Genomic DNA, 20,769 nt, shown 5'->3' with positions numbered 1-20,769 from the left:
TCCTTCGGTTCAGCGGTGGCTACCCAGCATGTTGGCATGGGTAATGGCAACCGCCAACGCATCGGCGGCATCTTCACCAGCCAGCGTAACGCCGGGCAACAGCACTTTGACCATCGCCTGCACTTGCTGTTTGGCGGCGCCGCCGGTGCCGACCAGCGCCTTCTTGATCACTTTGCTGGGATATTCGGCCACCGGCATCCCGGTCCGCGCCAGCGCCACCATGGCAACGCCGCGCGCCTGCCCCAGCTTGAGCGTGGACTGCGGGTTGACGTTGACGAACACTTCCTCGACCGCGCCCGAATCCGGGCGATGGCGCAACAGCATATCGGTCAGCACGGCATCAAGCTCGACCAGCCGTTCGGCCATCGACAGCGTGGTATCGGTGCGGATCTGGCCATTGGCGACATGGCTGAGCCGGCTGCCGGCTTTGGCAATCACGCCCCAGCCGGTGCAAGTCAGGCCGGGATCGATGCCGATGATGATCATGCCGGCGGGGGTTAGCCCAGCTTCTCCATCACCTCGTCGGGGATTTCATAATTGCCCCATACGGTCTGCACATCGTCATCGTCGTCGAGCGTGTCGATCAGCTTGAGCAGTGTGGCGGCGGTGTCGGCATCGACGGTGGCTTTCAGCGACGGGCGCCAGGCCAGCTTCACGCCTTCGGCTTCGCCCAGCGCTTTTTCCAGTTCGCGCGCGACGGGGTGCAGGTTTTCGATCGATACCCAGATCTGGTGCGAATCCTCGTCGCTTTCCACATCTTCGGCGCCGGCCTCGATCGCGGCTTCGAGCACTTTGTCCTCGTCGCCCGCTGTGCCCGGATATTCGATCAGGCCCAGCCGTTCGAACCCGTGGCTGACCGCGCCCGATGCGCCCAGATTGCCGCCGTTTTTGGCAAAGGCGGTGCGCACATTGGTGGCGGTGCGGTTGCGGTTGTCGGTCAGCGCCTCGACGATGATGGCCACGCCGCCGGGTCCATACCCTTCGTAGCGCACTTCTTCATAGTTCTCGCCATCGCCCTTCGAGGCCTTGTCGACCGCGCGCTGGATATTGTCCTTGGGCATCGACTGCGCCTTGGCGGCGTTGATCGCGGCACGCAGGCGCGGGTTCATGTCCGGGTCGGGCATGCCCATCTTGGCCGCGACGGTGATTTCGCGCGACAGCTTGGAAAACATCGCCGAACGCTTTTTGTCCTGCGCGCCCTTGCGGTGCATGATGTTCTTGAATTTGGAATGGCCTGCCATGGTCGTGCTTCTTGCCGGGCTTTCAGGTTTCTTGATGGATTGCCGCGGGCCCTAGCGTGTTGCGCGGGTTTGGGCAATCTCCACCCGGTTTTAACCCCGCGCGCGCTAGGATCAGGCCATGTTGCGCCAGACCTTTGCCGAATTCCGTGCTTTTCTTGCCGCCCCCCGCCTGATCGCGCCCATGCCGCTTGGCGGTCACTGGTCGCGCTGGGCGGCGATGGTCGGGCTGTACCTGATGGGCCTGCTGGTGATCGGGGCAGGCCTGGCGCTGTGGCAACGGACGTTCCACGTGCCCGCGCCAGCGGCGTTCGGGGGCTATTCGCCCGCGATTCTGGCGGTGATCGTGGTGCTGGTCGCACCGATCTGCGAAGAGGCGGCGTTTCGCGGCTGGCTGACGGGGCGCCCGCGCGCGCTGTGGTTGCTGGGCGTGGGACTGGTGGCGGGCGGATGGCTGGTCGCGGTCATGCTGCACTGGCATGATCAGGTGGCCAGCCTGTGCTTTGTGGCGACCGTGCTGATCGCGCTGATTGGCTGGCTGATCTTGCGCAAACGCACCGATCCGCCGCGTTGGTTCGCGCGGGGCTTTGGCGGGTGGTTCTATCTGTCGGTCGCTGTGTTCGGCCTGTCGCATCTGGCCAATTATCCGCACCTGTCGTGGGCGCTGGTGCCGATGGTGCTGCCGCAGGTCTGGGCGGGGCTGGTGTTCGGCTATCTGCGGATGCGCCACGGCCTGATCGCGTCGATCTTGGCCCATGCCGCGGGCAACGCGGCGGCACTGGCCGCCGCGTTGCTGATTGCGGGTTAATCGATCCCGAGCGCGTTCTTGTAGGTTTCCAGCACCGCTTCCATCTCGCGGCGGTCGTCTGGCTTCATCTTGCGCAGGCGGACGATCTGGCGGATGATCTTGGCGTCATAGCCGGTGGCCTTGGCTTCGCTGTAGACGTCCTTGATATCGTCGCCGATGCCCTTCTTTTCTTCTTCAAGGCGTTCGATGCGCTCGATCAGCAGGCGCAGGCGGTCATCGGCGGCGTCAGCCATGGGTAATCTCCGGATCAGGTCAGAAAGAGTGGGCCTTTAGGCCGGTCAGGGCGATTCGTGCAAAATCGATCCTGTGGAAATCGTGAGTGCGTTGCCTGCAGATCTGTCGCCAAGCCTCAGCGCGACCAGATCAGCGCAACCCCTTGAACCCTTGCGCAATCACGTACCATTCCGACGAATCCTTGCGGCTGGCGGGCGGCTTGGCGTGCTTGACGGTGGTGAAATTGCGCTTGAGCAGCGCCAGCAGCGCCGTGTCGGTGCCGCCTGCAAACACTTTGCCGACAAACGCCCCACCCGGGGCAAGCTGGGTAATCGCAAAATCAACCGCCGTTTCGACCAGCCCCATCGTGCGCAAATGGTCGGTCTGTTTGTGCCCGACGGTGTTGGCGGCCATGTCCGACAAGATCAGGTCGGGCGCGCCATCGAGCGCACCAGCCAGCGCGTCGGGCGCGGCATCGTCCATGAAATCCATCTGGAAAATGGTCACCCCCTCGATCGGGTCGGTGGGCAGCAGATCGATGCCGACCACTTTGGCGGCGGGCGATTTCAACCGCACCACCTGGCTCCAACCGCCCGGCGCGATACCCAGATCGACCACCCGGCGCGCGCCTTTCAACAGCGTGAACTTTTCATCGAGTTCGATCAGTTTGTACGCGGCGCGGCTGCGCCAGCCCTCGGCGCGGGCCTTTTGCACATATGGATCGTTGAGCTGGCGGGTCAGCCAGCGGTTGGATGAGGCGGTACGCCCCTTGGCCGATTTGAGGCGCGTGCCGGGGTCGCGGCCGGATCGGGTCATGGTGTGTCCTTGGCAAGCGGAGCGGCGTCGCGTCGGCGTACTGCCAGCCGGGCCTTTTCGGATTCGCTGGCGGTGGCCATTAGGCTGCGCAGGATGCCTTCGCGAATGCCGCGATCGGCGATGCCCAGCCGCTCGGCGGGCCAGATGTCGAGAATGGTTTCCAGAATGGCGCAGCCCGCCACCACCAGATCGGCGCGTTCACGCCCGATACACGGCACCGCCATGCGCTCGGTCGGGGAATAGTGCGCCAGCCGCTGGCTGATCGCGCGCATCGATGCGGCGGGCACGATTACGCCGTCAACCGCGCTGCGATCATATTGCGGCAGGCCCAGGTGCAGGCTGGCCAGCGTGGTAACCGTGCCGCTGGTGCCCAGCAGGCGGATCGCGGCGGTGTCGCTGTGCGCGGCATGTTCGCCCGCCACGCGCGCGGCAAAGCTGGCAAACCCTTCGCGCACCAGCCGCCGCATTTCGGCATAGGCGGCCACCCGCGCCGGGCCGTCATCGGCGACCGCGCCGATCACTTCGGTCAGCGAAACCACCCCCCACGGCACCGATTGCCAGTCGAGAATGCGCGGCACCGGATCGGTGGTATCGACCAGCACCATTTCCGTCGATCCGCCGCCGATGTCGAAAATCATCGCCGGGCCTTCGCCGTGCTCCAGCAGGATGTGGCAGCCCAGCACCGCCAGCCGCGCCTCTTCCTGCGCGGTGATCACGTCGAGCCGGATGCCGGTTTCGCGGCGCACGCGCTCGATGAATTCGGCGCCGTTGCCCGCGCGGCGACAGGCCTCGGTGGCGACCGAACGGGCCAGATGGACATTGCGCCGCCGCAACTTGTCGGCACAGATCTGCAAAGCGGCCAGTGCGCGGTCCATTGCCGCGTCGGACAGGCGCCCCGATTGCGCCAGCCCTTCGCCCAGCCGCACCACCCGGCTGAACGCATCGATCACCACGAAATGGTCGCCCGCCGGTCGCGCGATCAGCAGGCGGCAATTGTTGGTGCCAAGATCGATCGCGGCATAGGCCTGGCGGTGAAACGGCAGCGCGCGATTGCCACCGGGAAGGCCGCGCAACGCCGGTTCCGCCGTTGCCTGTTCCAGCGGTTGCGCCGGTCTGACCGGTAACGCCATCGGGGCGCCATCGGGCGCCGCAACTGGCGGGGTGTGGTCGGCCCGGGCGGTGTCCGCGCCGGAGGCGGCAGGGCAGGCGGGGGTCTGTTTCGCGGTTGCCCTGGCAGAGACATGCTTGCGCCGCCGCTTCCGCCCGGGCCGCTTGCCCGCGTGTCCTGCCGACGCTTTGGTGTCGGCCATGGTCGTGTCAAATCGCTTATGTTTTCCCGACGTCGGGTGATGCCGACCGGGTACTTATGACAACGTGTAGCGCCGGACAGGTCTGCCTGCAAGGCATGCCGCCGAATTTGGCGCTCACCCCGTCTTGACTCGGGCCACCCCCACGCCTAATTGCGCGCCTCCATTGCCCCGTCGTCTAATGGTAAGACAACGGATTCTGATTCCGTTTATCGAGGTTCGAATCCTCGCGGGGCATCCATTTTCCTGAAGAATTTTTCGTTAAAACAGCGTGTTACGGCTGGTGATTGTGTGGCGACACACATGATCCCCCACAGCGCACGGTGAATGGCAGCGATAGTAGGCGTGGAAATGCGTCGCTGGCTCGCTCTGGCGGGATGTGGTCAGTCGTGCTATACTGATCGGGTGCGGATCATTTTGCGGCTCGGCCATCCGGCTTGATGCGCTCCGCCATCCGTAGGGATGAATGCCGTGAACACTGACCAACGTGTAGCCACCGCCAAGAGGCTGCAGGCGCAAGGACTAAGTGATAGTCGGATTATAGCTGATCGGGTTGGGCTTTCCCGCGCGGCAGTCTGCAAAATCCTGGGTAGGATCTTATTCGTCGATGTGGCGGTCGGCAGGAAAGTGAAAGGCCGGTCGGTGCAATCAGAGCTTTGTGAGATTGCGTCTTTTAGGAATGTTCGGCCAAGGTGATCGATCGCTGACAAACGTGTCAGGGGGATTTTGTGGCCCGATCAATCAGGCCGTTTATTTGAGCGCGGGTTACAGCTCCCTGTATCGTACCCAAGACAGAGTCGACACCATCGACAAGCTTTGCCTTTGGGTGGTCAAGGCAGTAGCGATCGATGCGGTGTTCAACGGTGTAAAGGGTTGTTCCGGCGAGCACGTCGGACGCCTTCTTGCCACCCACTTGCCAAAGTGAGTTCGTTCCGCTGATATATCCGGTAATCCACGCCTCCTTAGCCACGGACCCGGCGTTGTTTTCCGCACGATCTATCGTCCATTCCGAGCAGTGCCGAGCACCTGCCCCGTATACCGTGTATGTCGTGCCAGCGTGAGCCAATGCTCCATAGCCCATCAAGGCAACTGTCATCAACCTGCGCATGATACCCCCTAAATAAATCATACGACAAGCTTACCATTTATATGAATCACGGGAATGATGCAATGCGCCAGGGGATGCTGTTGGAGCCATCGGTCAGGATTGTTGACTGCTTGGATAGGCTCAGAACACAAGCGATGCTATGGACATCGCGCGACACTGAGCTTTTATACATTACCTTACTACTGGTCATGACGGCGAGCATTGCTGACGTAGTGACTTGGTCGATCCCCTCGCGCTTTGTTGCTGCCCGCGCCCGGCGTCTAGGGTTGGTCACCGTTGCACTGTGGCCGTAACATCGACGGTGGCTTCTTGTCCGTCTTTGATATGCATCGTCAGCCGTGGGATGGCGTGGCGTATCACCACTTCGCCGCCCAGATGGCGGGTGATTTCATCGAGTGCGGCCTCGGCATTGGCGTGGGGGCCGCAGACGAAGATGTCGATGGCGGCCAGTGCGTGTTCGGGCCAAGTGTGGATAGAAATATGCGATTCGGCGAGCAGGACCACGCCGGTAACGCCGCTGCCTTCGCCGAAATGGTGCAGGCGCAGGTCCAGCACGGTGACATGCGCGGCCTGTGCGGCGGCGCGCAGTGCGGTCTCGATCGCGGCGCAATCGTCCAGGCTGTGCGCGCCGGCGATGTCGGCGATCAGGTGCAGGCCGAGTGCGGTCATGCCAGCACGCTGTCGAACGGGTGGCCCAGATGGTGCATGGCCGCCTCTGCGGCGCGCACGCCGTGATAGTGCGCCTCTTCAAAGATCGACATGCCCGACAGGTCTGAATGCGCGCGCAGCAGCGGCGCGGGCGCGTTTTGTGCGGCGATGCGTGCGGGATCGGTCAGGAAACCGGGGGTCGGGCGGATCATCGCATGGCCCCAGCGCCAGACATCGATGCGCGTGATCGCTTCGGCCAGATCGGGATGCAGGGCGATCAGATCGTCGGCAATTATCGCCTGCCATTGCGCCAGCGTGCGGTCTTGCATCACGTGGCGCGCCTGTGCCGGGGGCATCGCTGACAGCGGCATGTACCAGGTCAGCACGGTCGGGCCGTCGTTGTCGCTGTTGGTCTGATGCGTGGCGACGACATAGCCCAGGCTGTCGCTGCCGGCTGACACGTTGTCCCACGCCAGCGGCACGCCCACACCTTGCGGATGGTGGCGGGTGCTGACATTGGCGACCACCCACGGGGCATAGCTGAAGGTGCCGGGGGTGCCATTGTCCGGACCGATCCGCGTGGCGACGAAATGCGGCATTGCCAGGATCGCCACATCGGCGCGGATCTGCACACTGTGCCCGGCGTGGTGGTCGAAGGCGGTGATCAGCGCGCTCTGCCCGTCCTGGCGTGCGCCGAATACCGTGTGCGCGGGCTGGATGCGGTCCCCGATGTGTGCCGCCATCAGCGCTGCCAGGCGCCCGTTGCCTTCGGGCCAGGTCAATTCGCGTTCGCGCGCATCCTCGGCGGTCCAGCCGCGCCGTGATGCGAAATAGTGCACGCCTGCCCAGGCCGACACCTGTTCCGGCTCGGTGCCATAGTCGTCGCGGCAGCAATAGCGGACATAGGCGCGCAACGGCGCGCTGGTCCAGCCGCGCTGGTCGAGCCAGGCGGCAAAGCTGACGCGGTCGAGCGCGGTGAACGCCGGGTCGGCGCTGGAACAGGCGAGCGGGACGGCAAAGGCCGGTTTGCCGTCGCGGCCGATGGCGTCGGTAAGGCGCGCCATTTCGGCTTCGAAGGCGGCATGTTGGTCGCGTTCGTTGGCAGAAAGGCCTGACTGGGGAAACAGCCCTTCCTGCCAGGCGCCGCGCCAGAACAGCCGTTCATCCAGATCGGCGCAGACCTGATAGGGGTCATAGACCGGCGCGCCATCGGCCCCGGTGCCCACGATCATGCCGAACTGGCCGAGCATGCGGCGCAGCGCGCCCGCCTCGCGATTGGGAATCGGCAGGTAATGCGCGCCCAGCGGATAGGCCGAGATGGCGTTGCGCCCCGAACGCGCGTTGCCGCCGCTGCGGTCTTCCAGCTCCAGCAGCACGAAATCGTCGAACCCGGCATCGCGCAGCCGCCAGCCGGCCGCCAATCCGGCCACGCCGCCGCCCGCGATCACCAGCCGCGCGCGCTGTTCCGGCCCCGCGGGCGCGGGAAAGCGCCGGTCGCGCAAGGCATGGCCGCGCGTGAAATCGGCGCCATCGAGCGTGCCGGGCCAGACGGGCGCGGTGGCGCATCCGCCCAGCGCCAGCGCGCCGCCCAGCCCCGCACTGCCCGCGATCCACTGCCGCCGGGTCAGTTCACCCTTCATAATGCGCCCATTCCTCGTCGAAACTGCGCACCAGCGCCTGATTGTCGAGGCGGTTTACCGGGGTCGCGCGTCGCGCCATGTCGGGCGGAAACTGGAACATCAGATGTTCGCTGGCGGCATCGAGAAAGCGCAGGCCAGGCGGCAGATGCACCGCATCAGGCGGCGGATAGTGCGCGGCCAGCGTATAGCCCCATTCGCCAAAGCTGGGGACATAGACGTGATAACCGCGCGTGTGAAACCCGGCAGCCTCCAGCGTGGTGGCAACGGTCCAATAGGTGCGCGGGGCGATCAGCGGCGATGTGCTCTGCACCGTCATCATGCCGTCGGGTGCCAGCAGGCGGAACAGTTCGCGATAGAAGCTTTCGGTATAGAGCTTGCCCAGCGCATAGGCGGTGGGGTCGGGAAAATCGGCGATCACCGCGTCATAAGTCCCGTGCGCATGGCGCACCCACACAAAGGCATCGGTGTTGATCACCTGCAACCGGGGCGATGACAGCGATCCGCGATTGAGTGCGGCCAATTCGGCGTTGTCGCGGAACAGCCGGGTCATTTCGGGATCGAGATCGACCAGCGTGACGTGCACGACCGCCGGATCGCTTAGCACTTCGCGCGCGGCCAGCCCGTCGCCGCCGCCCAGGATCAGCACCGATCGCGGATGCGCCACGCGCCCCAGCACCGGCCAGACCAGCGCTTCGTGATAGCGGTATTCGTCGCGCGAGGAAAATTGCAGGTTGCCGTTGAGGTAGAGCCGCAAGTCGCTGGCCCGGCGCGTCAGCACGATCCGCTGATAGGGTGTCGACCGGGCATAGATCACCCCTTCGCCGTAATAGGCAACTTCGGACCAGCGCTGCAGCCGGTCGGCAATGGTCAGCCCGAACACCAGGCTGGCCAGCACCAGCAGGGCCACCACCAGATCGAACCGGCGCCCGCGCCGCCCTTTCAGCACCCAGGTCAGCGCGATCGCCACCGCGACATTGGCAATGCCGAACACCATTCCGGTGCGGATCATGCCCAGCCGGGGCACCAGCACCAGCGGGAACAGCAGCGATGCCACCAGCGCGCCAACATAGTCATAGGTCAGCACGTTCGACACCAGATCGGCAAAGCCATAGCGATGGCGCAGGATGCGGATCAGCAGTGGGATTTCCAGCCCAACCAGAATGCCGATCGCCAGCACCAGCGCATAGAGCACCAGCCGAAAATCCTCGACCACCGGAAACAGCAGGAACAGCCCCGCCGCCGACCACCCGCCCAGCGCGGCGATCAGCACTTCGACCCGGATGAATGCGCCGATTTCGTCGCCCCGCACAAACCGCGACAGATAGCTGCCGACGCCCATCGCAAACAGATAGCTGCCGATCACGATCGAAAACTGGGTGACGCTGTCGCCCAGCAGATAGCTGGCCAGCGTGCCCGCCAGCAATTCATAGATCAGCCCGCACGTCGCGACGACCAGCACCGACACGAGCAGGATCGCGGTATGCGCGCGCGACGGCGCGTGGGGATCGGTCTGGTCCATCGCCCTACTTGTGCATCGGGCCGTAGAAGTGTCCACCGCCATAGCCGCCGTGGCCCCCCACCGGTCCGCCGTGCGCATGGCCGCTGGCATCGGCATAGGGCGACCAGCCCGCCCATGCCGCGCCCGCCGCACCCGCGCCCAGCGCAAAGCACCACATCGCAAACAGGATCACCACTTTGCTCAAGACCATTGCCCCCGTCTGGCGCGCCAATAGACCAGCAGCGCGGGCGGCGTCGCGATCAGCGCCAGCACGGTCCAGAACACGCCCCATTCCATGCCGCCGACTTCGGCGGACAGCCAGATGTCGTGGGTATCGCCCATCACGGTTTCCCAGCCGGACGGGGTGGCGCCCGTCGTGGCGGCGGCAGTCTTCGGGTCGGACCAGTGATGCGCCTGGGCCTGGGCGACCACGTCATAACTGCCGCGCGGCACGCTGGCGATGGCGATCGTCGCCACGTGGCTGCCTTCGGTCCAGATGCTGCCGTCGGTGTCTCTGCCGCTGTAATATTCGATCGTGCCTTCGGCGCGGATCGCCTGCTGCGTGCTGCGGTTGACCAGCGCATAGTCCAGATCGACCCAGTCGTTGATCAGCGCGCCGTCGGCCACCGCCTGCACCCGCACCGCCTGGGTCGGGCGGGTGATGGTGATCGTGCCGAGCGTCAGTTCGACCGGCGGGCCATCGACCCGCACGGTCAGCTTGTTGTCGATCGATTGCGCCACATGGCCCAGCAGAGCCATGGCGCACAGCACGATGATGATCGCCGCGGTGGCGATCATAGTCATCCGGCGCGCATCGTCATCGGTATAAAACGGCAGGTCGGACCAGCGCGCCCACAGGCCATACGGCGCTGGTGCCGCATCGCCTGGTCCACCGCCTTCGGACAGGGGGTGGGTAAAGGCGTTGCGCACCGCGCTCGGGCGCAGGGCGATCAGCCGGGTCCAGTTGATCTCGTCGGCGTTGTGTTCCAGCGACAGCGTGTCGTCGCCATCGGCATAGGCGGCGGCGCCGACCTCTTCGCCCGCCTGCACCCGCCAGTAGAATTCGCCCAGCACCCGGTTGGTGACCACGCGGTCGGGGCGTTCGGACAGGCGAAATGTGCGCCCGCGCCAGACCACCTGATCATCGGCGATCCGGCCCGGCTGATCGACCAGCATGGCCCCGAATTGCCATTGCCCCTCGGCATGAACCAGCCAGCGATAGCCGGCATAAGGGTTGAACAGCAGGTATTCGGTCCAGACCGCATCGCTGCTCTGCCGTTCCTGCCAGCCGATCGCTTCCCATTCCACCCCGAACAGCGTGCCCCGGCTGCCCAGCGGCAAGGGCAGTTGCGCCACTGCTTCGCCATAGGCGGCGATCAGGCGCACATCGGGATTGGCGACATCGAGCAGCGCGCCGCAATAGTGGCAGGCCAGCGAAACGGTATAGCCCGCCGCGCGCACCGCGACCGTGCCGCCGCACGACGGGCAGGCGATGGTCTTGCCGCCGGTCATTGCAGGCCCTCCGGCATCGTCCAGTCATCAAACCGGCGCAGCCCGCTGGGGGCAAGTTCGGCCAGATCGACATAGCGCCCCGCCCACACGCTGGTTTCGCGCGCATCGCGCTGCACGCTCAGGCAGGCGCCGCCGGCCTGGCGAAAATCGACGCTGGCGATGGTCCAGTCGGCAGGGGTGGCAAACGGCAGTTCGCCTTCGCCGCCCAGACACGTCGCCTGCTTCACGTCGGCGGCGACATAGTGGCGCCCGTCGATTTCGACCGTGGCGCCCGGTGTGATCGTGCCGCCTTGCGCAAAGGCCTCGAAAATCGGCAGATGGCGTGCGTGCGGTGCGTCGGCCAGCGCCATGAATGTGCCCATCGCTTCGCCCAGCCAGCGGGTCGATCCGTCGGCCAGCGCCATCAGCCATTCGTTCCACGCGCCGTCGCGCCAGCCCCAGCGGACGCGGCCGACCACTTCGAACGCGATGCGGTCGATCGTGCCCCGCGTGCCGATCACGATCGGTGAAATGTCGAATGGCAGCACCGCGCTTTTGCCCACCGCGCGCAGATCGCCATCGCCACGCAGCACCAGGCTTTGGCAATAAGGGCACACCACATAGGCCAGCGCCGCGCGGCGCAGCGGCACCGCGCCCCCGCATGACGGGCAGGAAATCTCTGGCATCGGCCCCCCCTGACCCGTCGACTATTTCACGCGAGCCAGCAATTCGGCCTTTTTGGCGTCGAATTCAGCCTGGGTCAGCGCGCCGATGGTCAGCAGCTTGTGCAATCGCTCGATCTGTTCGAACGGGTCGGCCTCGGGCGCCGCCGGTGCCGGGGCGGCAGCCGGGGCCAGCCCCTGCGTCATCGCATTGCCCAGCGCCGCCGCGCTGGCCACGCCCGCTCCCAGGGCGGCCAGCCCGCCATCCTGATGCGCGGCGGCCTCGATCGCTTCGGCTGACTGGAACTGGGTATAGCGTGCCAGATCGCCGATCACCCGCATCGAACTGCCCTTGTCGAGATGCGCCTGCACGTCTTCGGGCAGCGACACGCTTTCGACAAAGAACGTCGCGCAGCCAAGCCCCCACACGGCAAAGGCCTTGTCCACTTCGGCCTTGATACGGTCGGACAGGGCTTGCTGATTGGCTGCCAGATCGAGAAAGGCGACACCGCTGCCCCCCAGCGCGGTAGCGATCGCGGTCTGGATGGTTGAACGCAATTGCGGTTCAAGCTCTGCCGTGGTCAATCCGCCCAGCGTGCCCAGCAGGCGGCGCAGAAAGGGATCGATTTCGGCGATCCTGAACGAATAGGACCCGAACGCGCGCAGCCGGATCGCCCCGAATTCGGCATCGCGCACGGTGATCGGTTGCGCGGTGCCCCATTTGTGGCCGACTTGCTCTTTCAGCGAAAAGAACACCACGTCGGATTTGAACGGCGACCGGAAACCTTTGTCCCAATGCATCAGATCGGTCAGCAGCGGCAGATTGGCGGTGTCGAGCCTGTGCAGCCCTGGCCCGAAGTAATCGGCCAATTGCCCCTCGTTCACGAACGCGGCAATCTGGCCCTCTCGCACGGTCAACTGCGCGCCGTTCATGATTTCCTGATCGTGAAACGGCACGCGCCAGGCCAATTGGCCCGGCTGTTCCAGCCATTCGATGGTTTCGACAAGCTGTTTCTTGAGAAAGTCGAACATGAAGCGATCCCACCTCCGCCAATATCGGGGATTGTAGTTACCGCCCCAGCGATAGCAATTATTTTATGGGCTGGGCGTGAAGCTGGGGGTTGAGCCCGATCAGATAGTTGAGCCAGGCCTTGGGGCGTTTTTCAAAGGATCTGGGCACTTCGGATTTCAGCCCGACCAGTTCGGCGATGCGCGCGACGAAATTGACGCAGTTGTGCGTTTCCAGATTGTAGGTGCTCTCGGGTCCGCTGCGCCAGCGTTCGATTTCCTGGCGGATGGCAAAATATTGCTGGTCGCTGATCGGCACGGCAAAATGGACATTGGTGCTTTTGACGTAGTCTTCCTTTTCGCTCGCAATCGTGCCGGGCATCGGGCCAGCCAGTGCCTGCATTGCGGTGCCGTTGCCGGTATAGCCATAGTTTTCGTGGATCACCCGGCCATCGGCATCGAGCGTGCCCGACAATTCGATAAAGGCATGCGGATAGCGCCCGAAGAACAGCGATCCGTTAAAGCTGTGGAACAGCACCATGACGCGCGCATGCGCCATGCCCGGCGTCAGCGCGCATAGGCAGGCAATCATCAGCAGGACCGGGTACAGGCTAGGGCGAGTCATCGCGGCGCACAAACTACCACGCCCGATTTCGTCTGTCATACGCCATCGGTGCCAAGCGCGGGGTCGGTGATGGCCGGCCAGGAACCGGCGATGCATCCCGCGAACCGGCGCACCCAGCCATCAGCGCCCGTCGCCTGCAGATCGTACCAGCCATGCGTGGCGGCCAGCGCCCAGTCCTGCGTGCCGCCAGCCGCCGCGGGGGTCCAGGCGCGGTGTGCATCGCCATAGGCACGCGGCGTGACGGTAATCCCGGCATGACCGGGGGCCAGCGCCAGCCGCAGGCGATCGCCCGCGATCAGCCAGCGCAGATCGGGTTCGTTCACGCCGGTCCCTGCAAAGGTGCGATGAAAACCGGCCGGGCCGAGCACCCACAGGTCATAGCCGTGACCGTCGCGATCGATGTCCCATTGCGCGGTCAGTTGCTTGCCCGGTTCGACCGTGAAGCGGCGCGGTATGCGGTCGAGCGCGGTGCGGTCATAGACGTGGAACACCGCCGCCAGCGGGCCATCGGCAGCGAATGTCAGCTCGATCGCGTGGCCGGCGATGATGCGCGCGGTGGTGTCGAGGCGGTATCGCACCGGGCAGGCCGGTCGTACGCCAGGGCCCTGCACCGGCAGCGGCTGGTCCTGCGGCGGGTGGGCGTCGGGCTGTTGCGCGATGGCGTGGGTGCGGTCGGCACGCGCCTGCGCCTGGTCCAGGCTGCTCGCCAGCGCCGGGCTCAACAGCGCGCCGCCCGGTTCGCCGCGCGCAAAATCGCAGGTGCTGGTCAGATCGCCGCACACTGCGCGGCGCCAGGCGCTGATATTGGGTTCGCGCACACCGAACCGCGCCTCCATGAAGCGGATCACCGAAGTGTGATCGGCGACTTCGGAATGGATGCGCCCCCCGCGCGACCATGGCGACAGCACATACATCGGCACGCGCGGGCCCAGACCATAGGGGCGTCCGCGAAAGGCCAGTTGATCATCGTCGGCGGCAGGTGCGGGATGGCGGTGATATTCGCCCTGCGTCGATACCGTGCTCGCCCCGGCAAAGCCGCCGGGCGCATCGACATCGGGCGATGGCGGGGCAGGTGGCGGCACATGGTCGAAAAAGCCGTCGTTTTCATCGAAATTGACGAACAGCACGGTGCGTGCCCAGACCGCCGGATTGGCGGTCAGCGCCTCGATCACTTTGGCGGTATAGGCCGCGCCTTGCGCCGGGCTCGACGGGCCGGGGTGTTCCGAACCCTCCGCCGTGGAGACGATCCAGCTTATCTGCGGCAGGCGGTCGGCCAGCGCATCGGCACGCAAGGCATCGAGCCCGCGCGTGGCCAGGCCCTTTTGCGCCAGCACCCGCTGCGATCCGGCATCGCCGCGCCAGGCGGCGCGGAATTGCAGCAGATTGGCGAGCGGATTGTCGGCAAAATTGTCGGCCATGTCCTGATAGATTGCCCAACTGACCCCCGCCGCTTCCAGCCGTTCGGGATAGCTGGCCCAGAAAAAGCGCGGCTTGCTGGCGGCGTCGGGCTTGTTGAGATCGTCGTCGGGATTCTCGATCGCCGGTCCGCCGCCCAGCCCGAACGGATCGTTGGTACCGGTCCAGTGGAACAGCCGGTTGGTATTGGTCCCGGTGTGCATCGAACAGTGATAGGCATCACACAGCGTGAACGCCTCGGCCATCGCCCATTGAAACGGCAGGTCGGCCTGTTCGAAATAGGCCATCGCGCGTTGGGTCTTGGCTTCGGGCCAGTGCCCCATCCGGCCATGGTCCCACGCGGCCTGCGCATTGGGCCAGGTGTGCGGCGTGCCCTTCATGCGCATCAGGTCGAAATGCGCCTGCGTCGAGATCGCGAACGGGCGGATCAGGCGTGGCGGATTGGCAGTGTCATCCTGTTGGTCCCACACGGTGCGCGCGCGGCCCCCGCCGCCTGCCACCGGAATGGGAAAGCGGTCACCAAACCCGCGCACCCCCGGCATCGTGCCGAAATAGTGATCGAAACTGCGGTTTTCCTGCATCAGCACGACAATATGCGCGACATCGCCCAGACTGCCGGTGCGCCGGTCGGGCGCGATTGCACGGGCTCGCGCCAGCACCGGGGCAAGCGCCCCCAGCGTGGCCGCGCCGAGCGAGTGGCGCAACACATCGCGGCGGTCGATCATGGGGCAAGTGTCCTTGATAGCAGGGCGGGCAGGCGGCGTTGGACCATGGCGGCGGGGCAGGCGCGTGCGGCCGCACCGCACAGGCCCATCGGCAACGACAATTCGGCCGGGCGATGGTCCGCGTCAAGCACCGTCAGGCGACGCACCTGTCGGGGCGTGGCGGCAATGTAGAACGCGCGCACGAAACGGTGCCCATCGGCCCGGCGCACCAGCGCCAGCCCCAGCGCACCGCCCGGCGGCGGGTCGTTCCACCCCAGGCCCGGCACGCGAAACCGGGTGCCGAGCAGGCTGGCGAGCGCGGCGATATTGTTGTCGTGCCCGACCAGCAGCGTCAGGCGCGGCTGATCGGGCGCGAACAGCGCGTCCAGCATGCGGCGTGCCAGCACCCCGGCATTGCGCGGGGCAAGGTAGGGCGAACGATCGAGCAGATCGAACAGCGCGGCATGGAGCGGGCTGATCCCGGCAATCGCCGCCGCATCGGCCCGGCCCCAGCCGACCTGCGCCATCGGCAGCCCCTCCATATATTGCAGCAGCAGGATCTGGGCCGTGCCCGAGGCATCGATCACTGGCCCGCTGACCGTCAGCCCCCGGCCATCGGCAGAGGGTGCGATCGTGCCTGGCCCATCAGGCAGTTTGCGGCCGACAATGTGCGCCATGGCCATCAGCGGGGCGTGCAGGCGGCGGGTCAGCATGGCCATGCCGCCCGTATAGGCGATGACATGGTTGGCGGCACGCGGGGCGTCGAACGGGTCTTTGCCGATCTCCGCCTGTTCGAACATCGCATCGTGCTGTCCGGCGGCCAGATGCCCCACCGGCAGCGCGCAATGCGGGGCCAGACCGCGTGCCAGCGCCTGGCCGCTGGCGATCGTGCGCGGCACGGTGTTGGTCCAGATCTGCACATCGCGCGCTGTCGGGCAGCGGTTCCGGGGTAACAGCCCGGCGGCTTGCCAGTCCTGCCGCTGATAGCGCGCCAGCAGTGTCAGCGCCCGCGCGCCGTGCGGGGTCAGCAGGCTTTCTGGCGTATCCCACACCGGCATCGGCGCGCGCTCCCACGCGGCCAGTCCGTTTTCATCAGCCAGCGGCGCGCGCACGCCGTGGCGATAGATCAGCACCATGCGCAAGGTCCGGTCGGGTGCCGCGCTTTTTGCAAAGGCGGCGCCCGATGCCAGGATGGCCAGCATCAGGCCACACAGGGCAGGCCGGATCATGCGGATCAGAAGCTGTATTTCAGGGCCAGCGAGAACGTCCGGCCCGAGAACACAAAGCTCGGGATGGTGTCCGCATACTGCCCGACCGTCGTGTGATAGCTGGCGGTGTTGAGCAGGTTGGCAATGCCGAAATCGACCCGCACACCAACCGGCGTAACATAGCCGAGGTGCAGATCGACTTTGTTGTTGGCCTGGGCCCAGCGATCGATGTTGGCGATGTCGTTGTACTGGCTGACATAGGCGCCGGTGTGGGTCAGCGTCAGGTCGGCCATGATCGGGCCGCGATAATAGAACAGCAGCGCGTTGGCCGCAAAGTCGGGCTGGTTGAGCAGCCGGTCGGTCGCGCTCGATCCCGCGACAAGATGCACCGAGGAATGTTCGATGGTGACATTGCCGCCCAGGCCCAGCCCGTCGAACGGTGCGGGCATCATCTTGAACTGGATGCGTCCGCTTGCCTCGATCCCTTCGACATGGCCATCGCCGCCGTTGAGCGGGGTAGTCACGCTGGTTGATCCGGTCTCGTTCTGCGCGGTCAGGTTGGTGTAGTTGTTGACCTGCGAATACATGAAATTGCGCAAGGACTTGTAGAACCCGCCCAGCGAGGCGCTGGCAAAGCGGTTGTTCGACCATTCCACCGAGGTGTCGAAATTGACCGCGTCGATCGCTTTCAGATTGGGGTTGCCGATGGTGATGCTGGTGGTGCCGCCATTGGCCGCGCCGCCGCCCGATTCCTGGATCTGTTCACCGCCGCCCAACTGGAAGAAGGCCGGGCGGACATAGCTGGTGGTGACCGACCCGCGTACGACGGTGGTGGTGTTGGGCCGGTAGTTGACCTGGATGCTGGGCAGGAACTTGTCGTATTTGGTGGTGCTGCTGGAAAAATAACCAGGCAGTTCATTGCCGCTGCCATCGGTCGGGGTGACCCAGTAGCGGTTCTTGATGAACGTGTGTTCGAACCGCGCGCCGGGCGTGATCTCGACATCGGCGACTTTCAGATTGGCCAGCACATAGGCGGCATAGACCGTTTCGGTGCCATGCTGGGTGTCGCAATTCTGGTTGTTGATGACCAGATTCGAACAGGTGTCGATGATGCTGGCCAGGCTCTGGCCATTGGCGACCGCCTGGTTGAACGCGCCGAACAGCGCGGATTCGCTGAACAGCGGCGCGGGAAAGTTGTAAAAACCCGGTGCGATCGCGTTGACCTGGCCATTGAGCAGCCCCGATTGCGCCAGCGTGGGGCCGGCACCGGTGGTGGAGTTGAACACTTTGCCGGTTTCATAGTCGGCATATTCGTGGTTGCGCACACTGGAACTGATCTTCACGCCGAACGCGATGCGTTGCAGAATGTCGCCACCCACATCGTAGGCCGCGTCGATTTTGCCGCCGTACTTGGTCTGGTTGCTCGCTTCGGGCGAGATTTCGCCCGCGCGGCGCTGAACATAGGCGCCGATGTTCTGGACCACCGCCATCTGCGCCGCGCTGAGCGTGGGATAGGGGATGCCGTTCGCATAAGTGAACAGGCTGCTGGCGCCATAGGCCGGGCCGTTGCCCACTTCGGGCTGGCGCGCAGACACTTCGATATGGTCCGCATCATCGATGCCCCAGCTCAGGAATGCCTGCGGCTTGACCGTCCAGCGGTCGGACCGGATGTTGACCCCCGCGCTGACCGTGCCCAGCACCGAAGTTTCGGGCTCGGTCGTGAAATAATAGCGCGGCTGGATATTGCCGATCACCGGGGAATAGGTCCCGGTGGTGCCGTTTTCGACATAGCCGTCGTTCTGGCCATACAGTTGCAGGTACTGGGTATCCTGCGTCACCTTGGAATTGGCGAACGTGGCGTTGAGATAGGCCGACACGCTGCTGCTGGGGCGCCAGTCGAGCGACAGGTTGCCGCCATAGCGCTTCACATCGCCCATCGTGGCGCCAATATCGAGCCCTTCGAGCACGAGGTTCTTCGACGGATCGACCCCTGGCGCGCTGTTGCCATTGGCATCGGCCACGGCCCAGGCATATTGCCCGTTCACGCTGGCGGGATATTCGCCGTCGATGATCGTGTTGGCAAACTTGTGGTGGTCGTAATACCCGCTGGCATAGACCCCGAATGTGCCATCGCGCGACCGCCACGACAGTCCGCCGCCAACGACATAGTTCAGGTTCTGCTGGCCATAGGCGGCTTCCTGCGAATTGAGGCTGCCCTTGACGAACATGCTGCCGTGCAGGCCAGGGCCGAAATCAAACGCGTTGGGGGTGCGAAAATCGATGATCCCGCCGATCGCGTCGCCATCCTGATCGGGGCTGAACGATTTGCTGACGGCGATTCGCTGCATGCCCTGCGGCGGCAACAGGTTCAGTTCGACGCCGCGACTATAGGGCCGGCCCTGGGCCACTTCGACCCCGTCGATCAGGTCGATATTGTATTCGGCGTCAAGCCCGCGCAGCGCGACCAGATTGCCTTCGCCGCGCGCGGCAAAATCGATGCTGACCCCGTTGGAGTTCTGCGCGCCGCCATAGAGGATGCTGACCCCGGGCAGCCGCGACAGCGTTTCGGTGACATTGGTATCGGGCGCGCGCGCGATGTCGGTTTCGGTCAGCACGCTGACCAGGGTGTTCGATCGCAGCGCGATGGCGGCGGCATTGCCGCGCTCGCCGGTCACCACGATATCGTCGCCGGGGATGCGCGCGCCGCCTTTGCTGCCTGCCGTCTCGATCACGATCGTGCCGTCGGGGCGTGTCGTGGCGACCAGCCCGGTCTGGCCGAGCAGCGTGGTCAGCGCGGCTTCGAGGGTTGACGCATGGTCGACCCGGGTGGCACGCTTGCCCGCCACGACCGACGCGGAATAAGTGATGGTGCGGCCGGACTCATCGGCCAGAATCGACAATGCGCTGCCCAGATCTGAAGTATCAACAGAATAAGATGTCGGCTGCGCAACGGAAACGTCACAAAAAAGGCCGAATGAGATCGGCAAAATCATTGCCGTTGCCAGCAGGCGTACCCGCATTGAACCAAAAATCATTGAATTTACCCCCGCAAAGACAATAGAAATCATGACGAATGCGTGATGCATCCGCCGTTTCATTTCGCTTGGCCGCTGGTTATCGCTACATTGTTGCGATGCAGCGTAAAATTCATGACAAACGTTTCTTTTTTGAATCCCGATCGTCGCTGGTGGCGCTGCTGATCTGGCTGGTGCCGGTTGCCGCCCATGCGGCGCCCGATGGCAATGGCGTGGCGCGGGCAACGGCGGCGGCATCGCCGCTGGTGCAACGCACGCGCGTCGATCTGCGCGCGCAAGTGGCCCTGATCGGCGACCGCGCGCTGCGCCGGGCCACGGCCGATGCGCTCGACAACCCGCAAACCTGCATCGTGCATCGCGCGCATCTCGATCGTGCCGAACAGGGTGCGATCGTGGCGCGGTTGATCGCGGCGCATCTGCTGCCCGATCAGGACCGCGCGCGGCTGATTGCCGGGGTGTTCCCGCCGTTGCGCGATGCCTCGGGCGATTGTCCGCAACTGCCGCAGCCGTTCTACGCCGCGCCCGGCGGTGATGGTGCGGGGCATCACCGCTGGCCGGGCGGGCTGGTGCTGCACACCGTGTTCAACACCCGCATCGCGGTGGCGCTGGCACGGGCTTATGATCACCAGACCGGGCTGCACAGCGATCGCGATGCGGTCGCGGCGGCGGCGCTGTGGCACGACTGGGCCAAGACGCTGGTATTCCAGTGGCAGGCCGATGGACGCGAATTCGACGAGATTGCGCTGGGCGGTCGCGGCGATGTCGACGATTTCGGCCGGCCCGGCGACAGCCGCACCGGGGCGCACCACATTCTCGGGCTGGCCGAGGCGATGGCGCGCAGTCTGTCACCGGGGCAAGTGCTGATCCAGGCCTGTGCCCATGGCACGCCGACCGATGGCCATGCCTTCCGGCTGGTCAACTGGTTGCGCGCGGCGGCGATCATCGCCCGTATCGATCCCGTTGCACGCGGCTATCTGGTGCGCGACGGGCAAGGCCAATTGGCCTTGCCCGTCCCTGCCGGGCCTGTCGCGACTGCCGCCGATGGCCCGTGGCGGGCCGAATGCCTGATCCACTTCCAGTCCGACCAGAACTGGGTCTTTGCCGAGAGCGCGGCCAATCTGGCCGATCTGGTGCTGGCCCGGCTGGCTGGGCAATTCGGCTATGACCCGGCCGATGGCCCGCGCTATCGCACCGCCTATCGCAATGTCGTGCTGGCCCGGTTGGGCGCCGACCATATCCAGTTGCGCAACCAGCGCGGCGGACTTGCGGCCGTCGCCGCAGACTTGCGCAACCTGCGGCGCAGGGGCGCGATCTGACAAAGGGTGGCGTGTGGCCCGCTGGCGG

Annotated in this window: 18 protein-coding genes and 1 tRNA gene; 3 read left to right on the top strand and 16 right to left on the bottom strand. The window is 65.2% G+C overall.

All coding sequences use genetic code 11. The annotated features are described in order from the left end of the window. Positions 1-9 precede the first annotated feature (9 nt). Together ruvC and AQZ49_RS12785 are read right to left on the bottom strand one after the other, a co-directional pair. Positions 10-486: a crossover junction endodeoxyribonuclease RuvC gene (gene ruvC / locus AQZ49_RS12790; RefSeq protein ID WP_067616240.1), complete on the bottom strand. Its 477-nt coding sequence runs from the start codon at positions 484-486 to the stop codon at positions 10-12. Between the two features lie 11 nt (positions 487-497). Then, positions 498-1,241 (bottom strand): YebC/PmpR family DNA-binding transcriptional regulator, encoded by a 744-nt coding sequence (locus tag AQZ49_RS12785; protein ID WP_067616238.1) that lies wholly within the window; start codon positions 1,239-1,241, stop codon positions 498-500. A 118-nt stretch (positions 1,242-1,359) separates the two neighbouring features. Between AQZ49_RS12785 and AQZ49_RS12780 the strand changes: the two genes are divergently transcribed. After that, positions 1,360-2,046 (top strand): CPBP family glutamic-type intramembrane protease, encoded by a 687-nt coding sequence (locus AQZ49_RS12780; protein ID WP_067616236.1) that lies wholly within the window; start codon positions 1,360-1,362, stop codon positions 2,044-2,046. Here AQZ49_RS12780 and AQZ49_RS12775 read toward each other — a convergent pair. The 3 genes from AQZ49_RS12775 to AQZ49_RS12765 all read right to left on the bottom strand — a co-directional run bounded on the left by AQZ49_RS12775 (position 2,043) and on the right by AQZ49_RS12765 (position 4,385). Beyond that, the gene (locus AQZ49_RS12775) at positions 2,043-2,279 is read right to left on the bottom strand and encodes a DUF2312 domain-containing protein (RefSeq protein WP_067616234.1); all 237 of its coding nucleotides are present in this window, start codon (positions 2,277-2,279) and stop codon (positions 2,043-2,045) included. The two genes, AQZ49_RS12780 and AQZ49_RS12775, sit on opposite strands and share 4 nt — an antisense overlap. A gap of 130 nt (positions 2,280-2,409) precedes the next feature. Then, positions 2,410-3,075, bottom strand: a complete 666-nt coding sequence (locus tag AQZ49_RS12770) for an RlmE family RNA methyltransferase (protein ID WP_067616233.1) — start codon at positions 3,073-3,075, stop codon at positions 2,410-2,412. Next, complete coding sequence (locus AQZ49_RS12765) at positions 3,072-4,385, bottom strand: Ppx/GppA phosphatase family protein (protein ID WP_067616231.1); 1,314 nt, start codon at positions 4,383-4,385, stop codon at positions 3,072-3,074. Before AQZ49_RS12765 ends, AQZ49_RS12770 begins: the two co-directional genes overlap by 4 nt. A gap of 164 nt (positions 4,386-4,549) precedes the next feature. Here AQZ49_RS12765 and AQZ49_RS12760 point away from each other — a divergent pair. Further along, positions 4,550-4,623 (top strand) — tRNA-Gln (locus AQZ49_RS12760). Between the two features lie 1,137 nt (positions 4,624-5,760). Here AQZ49_RS12760 and speD read toward each other — a convergent pair. From speD to AQZ49_RS12700, 11 genes are read right to left on the bottom strand one after another with little or no spacing between them, the layout of a single operon-like run. After that, positions 5,761-6,159 carry an adenosylmethionine decarboxylase gene (speD, locus tag AQZ49_RS12750; RefSeq protein WP_082701757.1) on the bottom strand — a complete coding sequence of 133 codons (399 nt, stop codon included), beginning with the start codon at positions 6,157-6,159 and terminating at the stop codon, positions 5,761-5,763. Beyond that, the gene (locus AQZ49_RS12745; protein WP_067616226.1) at positions 6,156-7,778 is read right to left on the bottom strand and encodes an NAD(P)-binding protein; all 1,623 of its coding nucleotides are present in this window, start codon (positions 7,776-7,778) and stop codon (positions 6,156-6,158) included. The genes speD and AQZ49_RS12745 overlap by 4 nt, the downstream gene beginning before the upstream one ends. Further along, a complete protein-coding gene (locus AQZ49_RS12740; RefSeq protein ID WP_067616224.1) occupies positions 7,768-9,297 on the bottom strand; it encodes a polyamine aminopropyltransferase in 1,530 nt (509 codons plus the stop codon). The genes AQZ49_RS12745 and AQZ49_RS12740 overlap by 11 nt, the downstream gene beginning before the upstream one ends. A 4-nt stretch (positions 9,298-9,301) precedes the next feature. Further along, complete coding sequence (locus AQZ49_RS12735) at positions 9,302-9,481, bottom strand: hypothetical protein (protein WP_156428290.1); 180 nt, start codon at positions 9,479-9,481, stop codon at positions 9,302-9,304. Continuing rightward, positions 9,478-10,788 carry a DUF4178 domain-containing protein gene (locus tag AQZ49_RS12730; protein WP_067616221.1) on the bottom strand — a complete coding sequence of 437 codons (1,311 nt, stop codon included), beginning with the start codon at positions 10,786-10,788 and terminating at the stop codon, positions 9,478-9,480. Before AQZ49_RS12730 ends, AQZ49_RS12735 begins: the two co-directional genes overlap by 4 nt. Then, positions 10,785-11,453: a DUF4178 domain-containing protein gene (locus AQZ49_RS12725; protein WP_067616219.1), complete on the bottom strand. Its 669-nt coding sequence runs from the start codon at positions 11,451-11,453 to the stop codon at positions 10,785-10,787. The genes AQZ49_RS12730 and AQZ49_RS12725 overlap by 4 nt, the downstream gene beginning before the upstream one ends. A 21-nt stretch (positions 11,454-11,474) precedes the next feature. Continuing rightward, complete coding sequence (locus AQZ49_RS12720) at positions 11,475-12,461, bottom strand: SPFH domain-containing protein (RefSeq protein WP_067616218.1); 987 nt, start codon at positions 12,459-12,461, stop codon at positions 11,475-11,477. A 58-nt stretch (positions 12,462-12,519) separates the two neighbouring features. Next, a complete protein-coding gene (locus tag AQZ49_RS12715) occupies positions 12,520-13,062 on the bottom strand; it encodes a hypothetical protein (protein WP_156428289.1) in 543 nt (180 codons plus the stop codon). 35 nt (positions 13,063-13,097) lie between these two features. Then, entirely contained in the window at positions 13,098-15,203 is a 2,106-nt protein-coding gene (locus AQZ49_RS12710; protein ID WP_067616213.1) for a phosphocholine-specific phospholipase C, read from the bottom strand. Further along, on the bottom strand, positions 15,200-16,411 hold the full coding sequence (locus AQZ49_RS12705) for a histidine-type phosphatase (RefSeq protein WP_067616211.1): 1,212 nt from the start codon (positions 16,409-16,411) through the stop codon (positions 15,200-15,202). The genes AQZ49_RS12710 and AQZ49_RS12705 overlap by 4 nt, the downstream gene beginning before the upstream one ends. A gap of 5 nt (positions 16,412-16,416) precedes the next feature. Further along, the gene (locus AQZ49_RS12700; RefSeq protein ID WP_197411032.1) at positions 16,417-19,290 is read right to left on the bottom strand and encodes a TonB-dependent receptor; all 2,874 of its coding nucleotides are present in this window, start codon (positions 19,288-19,290) and stop codon (positions 16,417-16,419) included. Positions 19,291-19,523: 233 nt separating this feature from the next. Here AQZ49_RS12700 and AQZ49_RS12695 point away from each other — a divergent pair, with 233 nt between their 5' ends. Beyond that, positions 19,524-20,741: a hypothetical protein gene (locus tag AQZ49_RS12695; protein WP_231739218.1), complete on the top strand. Its 1,218-nt coding sequence runs from the start codon at positions 19,524-19,526 to the stop codon at positions 20,739-20,741. The last annotated feature ends 28 nt before the right edge of the window (positions 20,742-20,769 follow it).

This window comes from Novosphingobium sp. FSW06-99, from assembly GCF_001519065.1.
Lineage (GTDB): Bacteria > Pseudomonadota > Alphaproteobacteria > Sphingomonadales > Sphingomonadaceae > Novosphingobium.
This window is presented reverse-complemented; position numbering and strand designations above follow the sequence as displayed.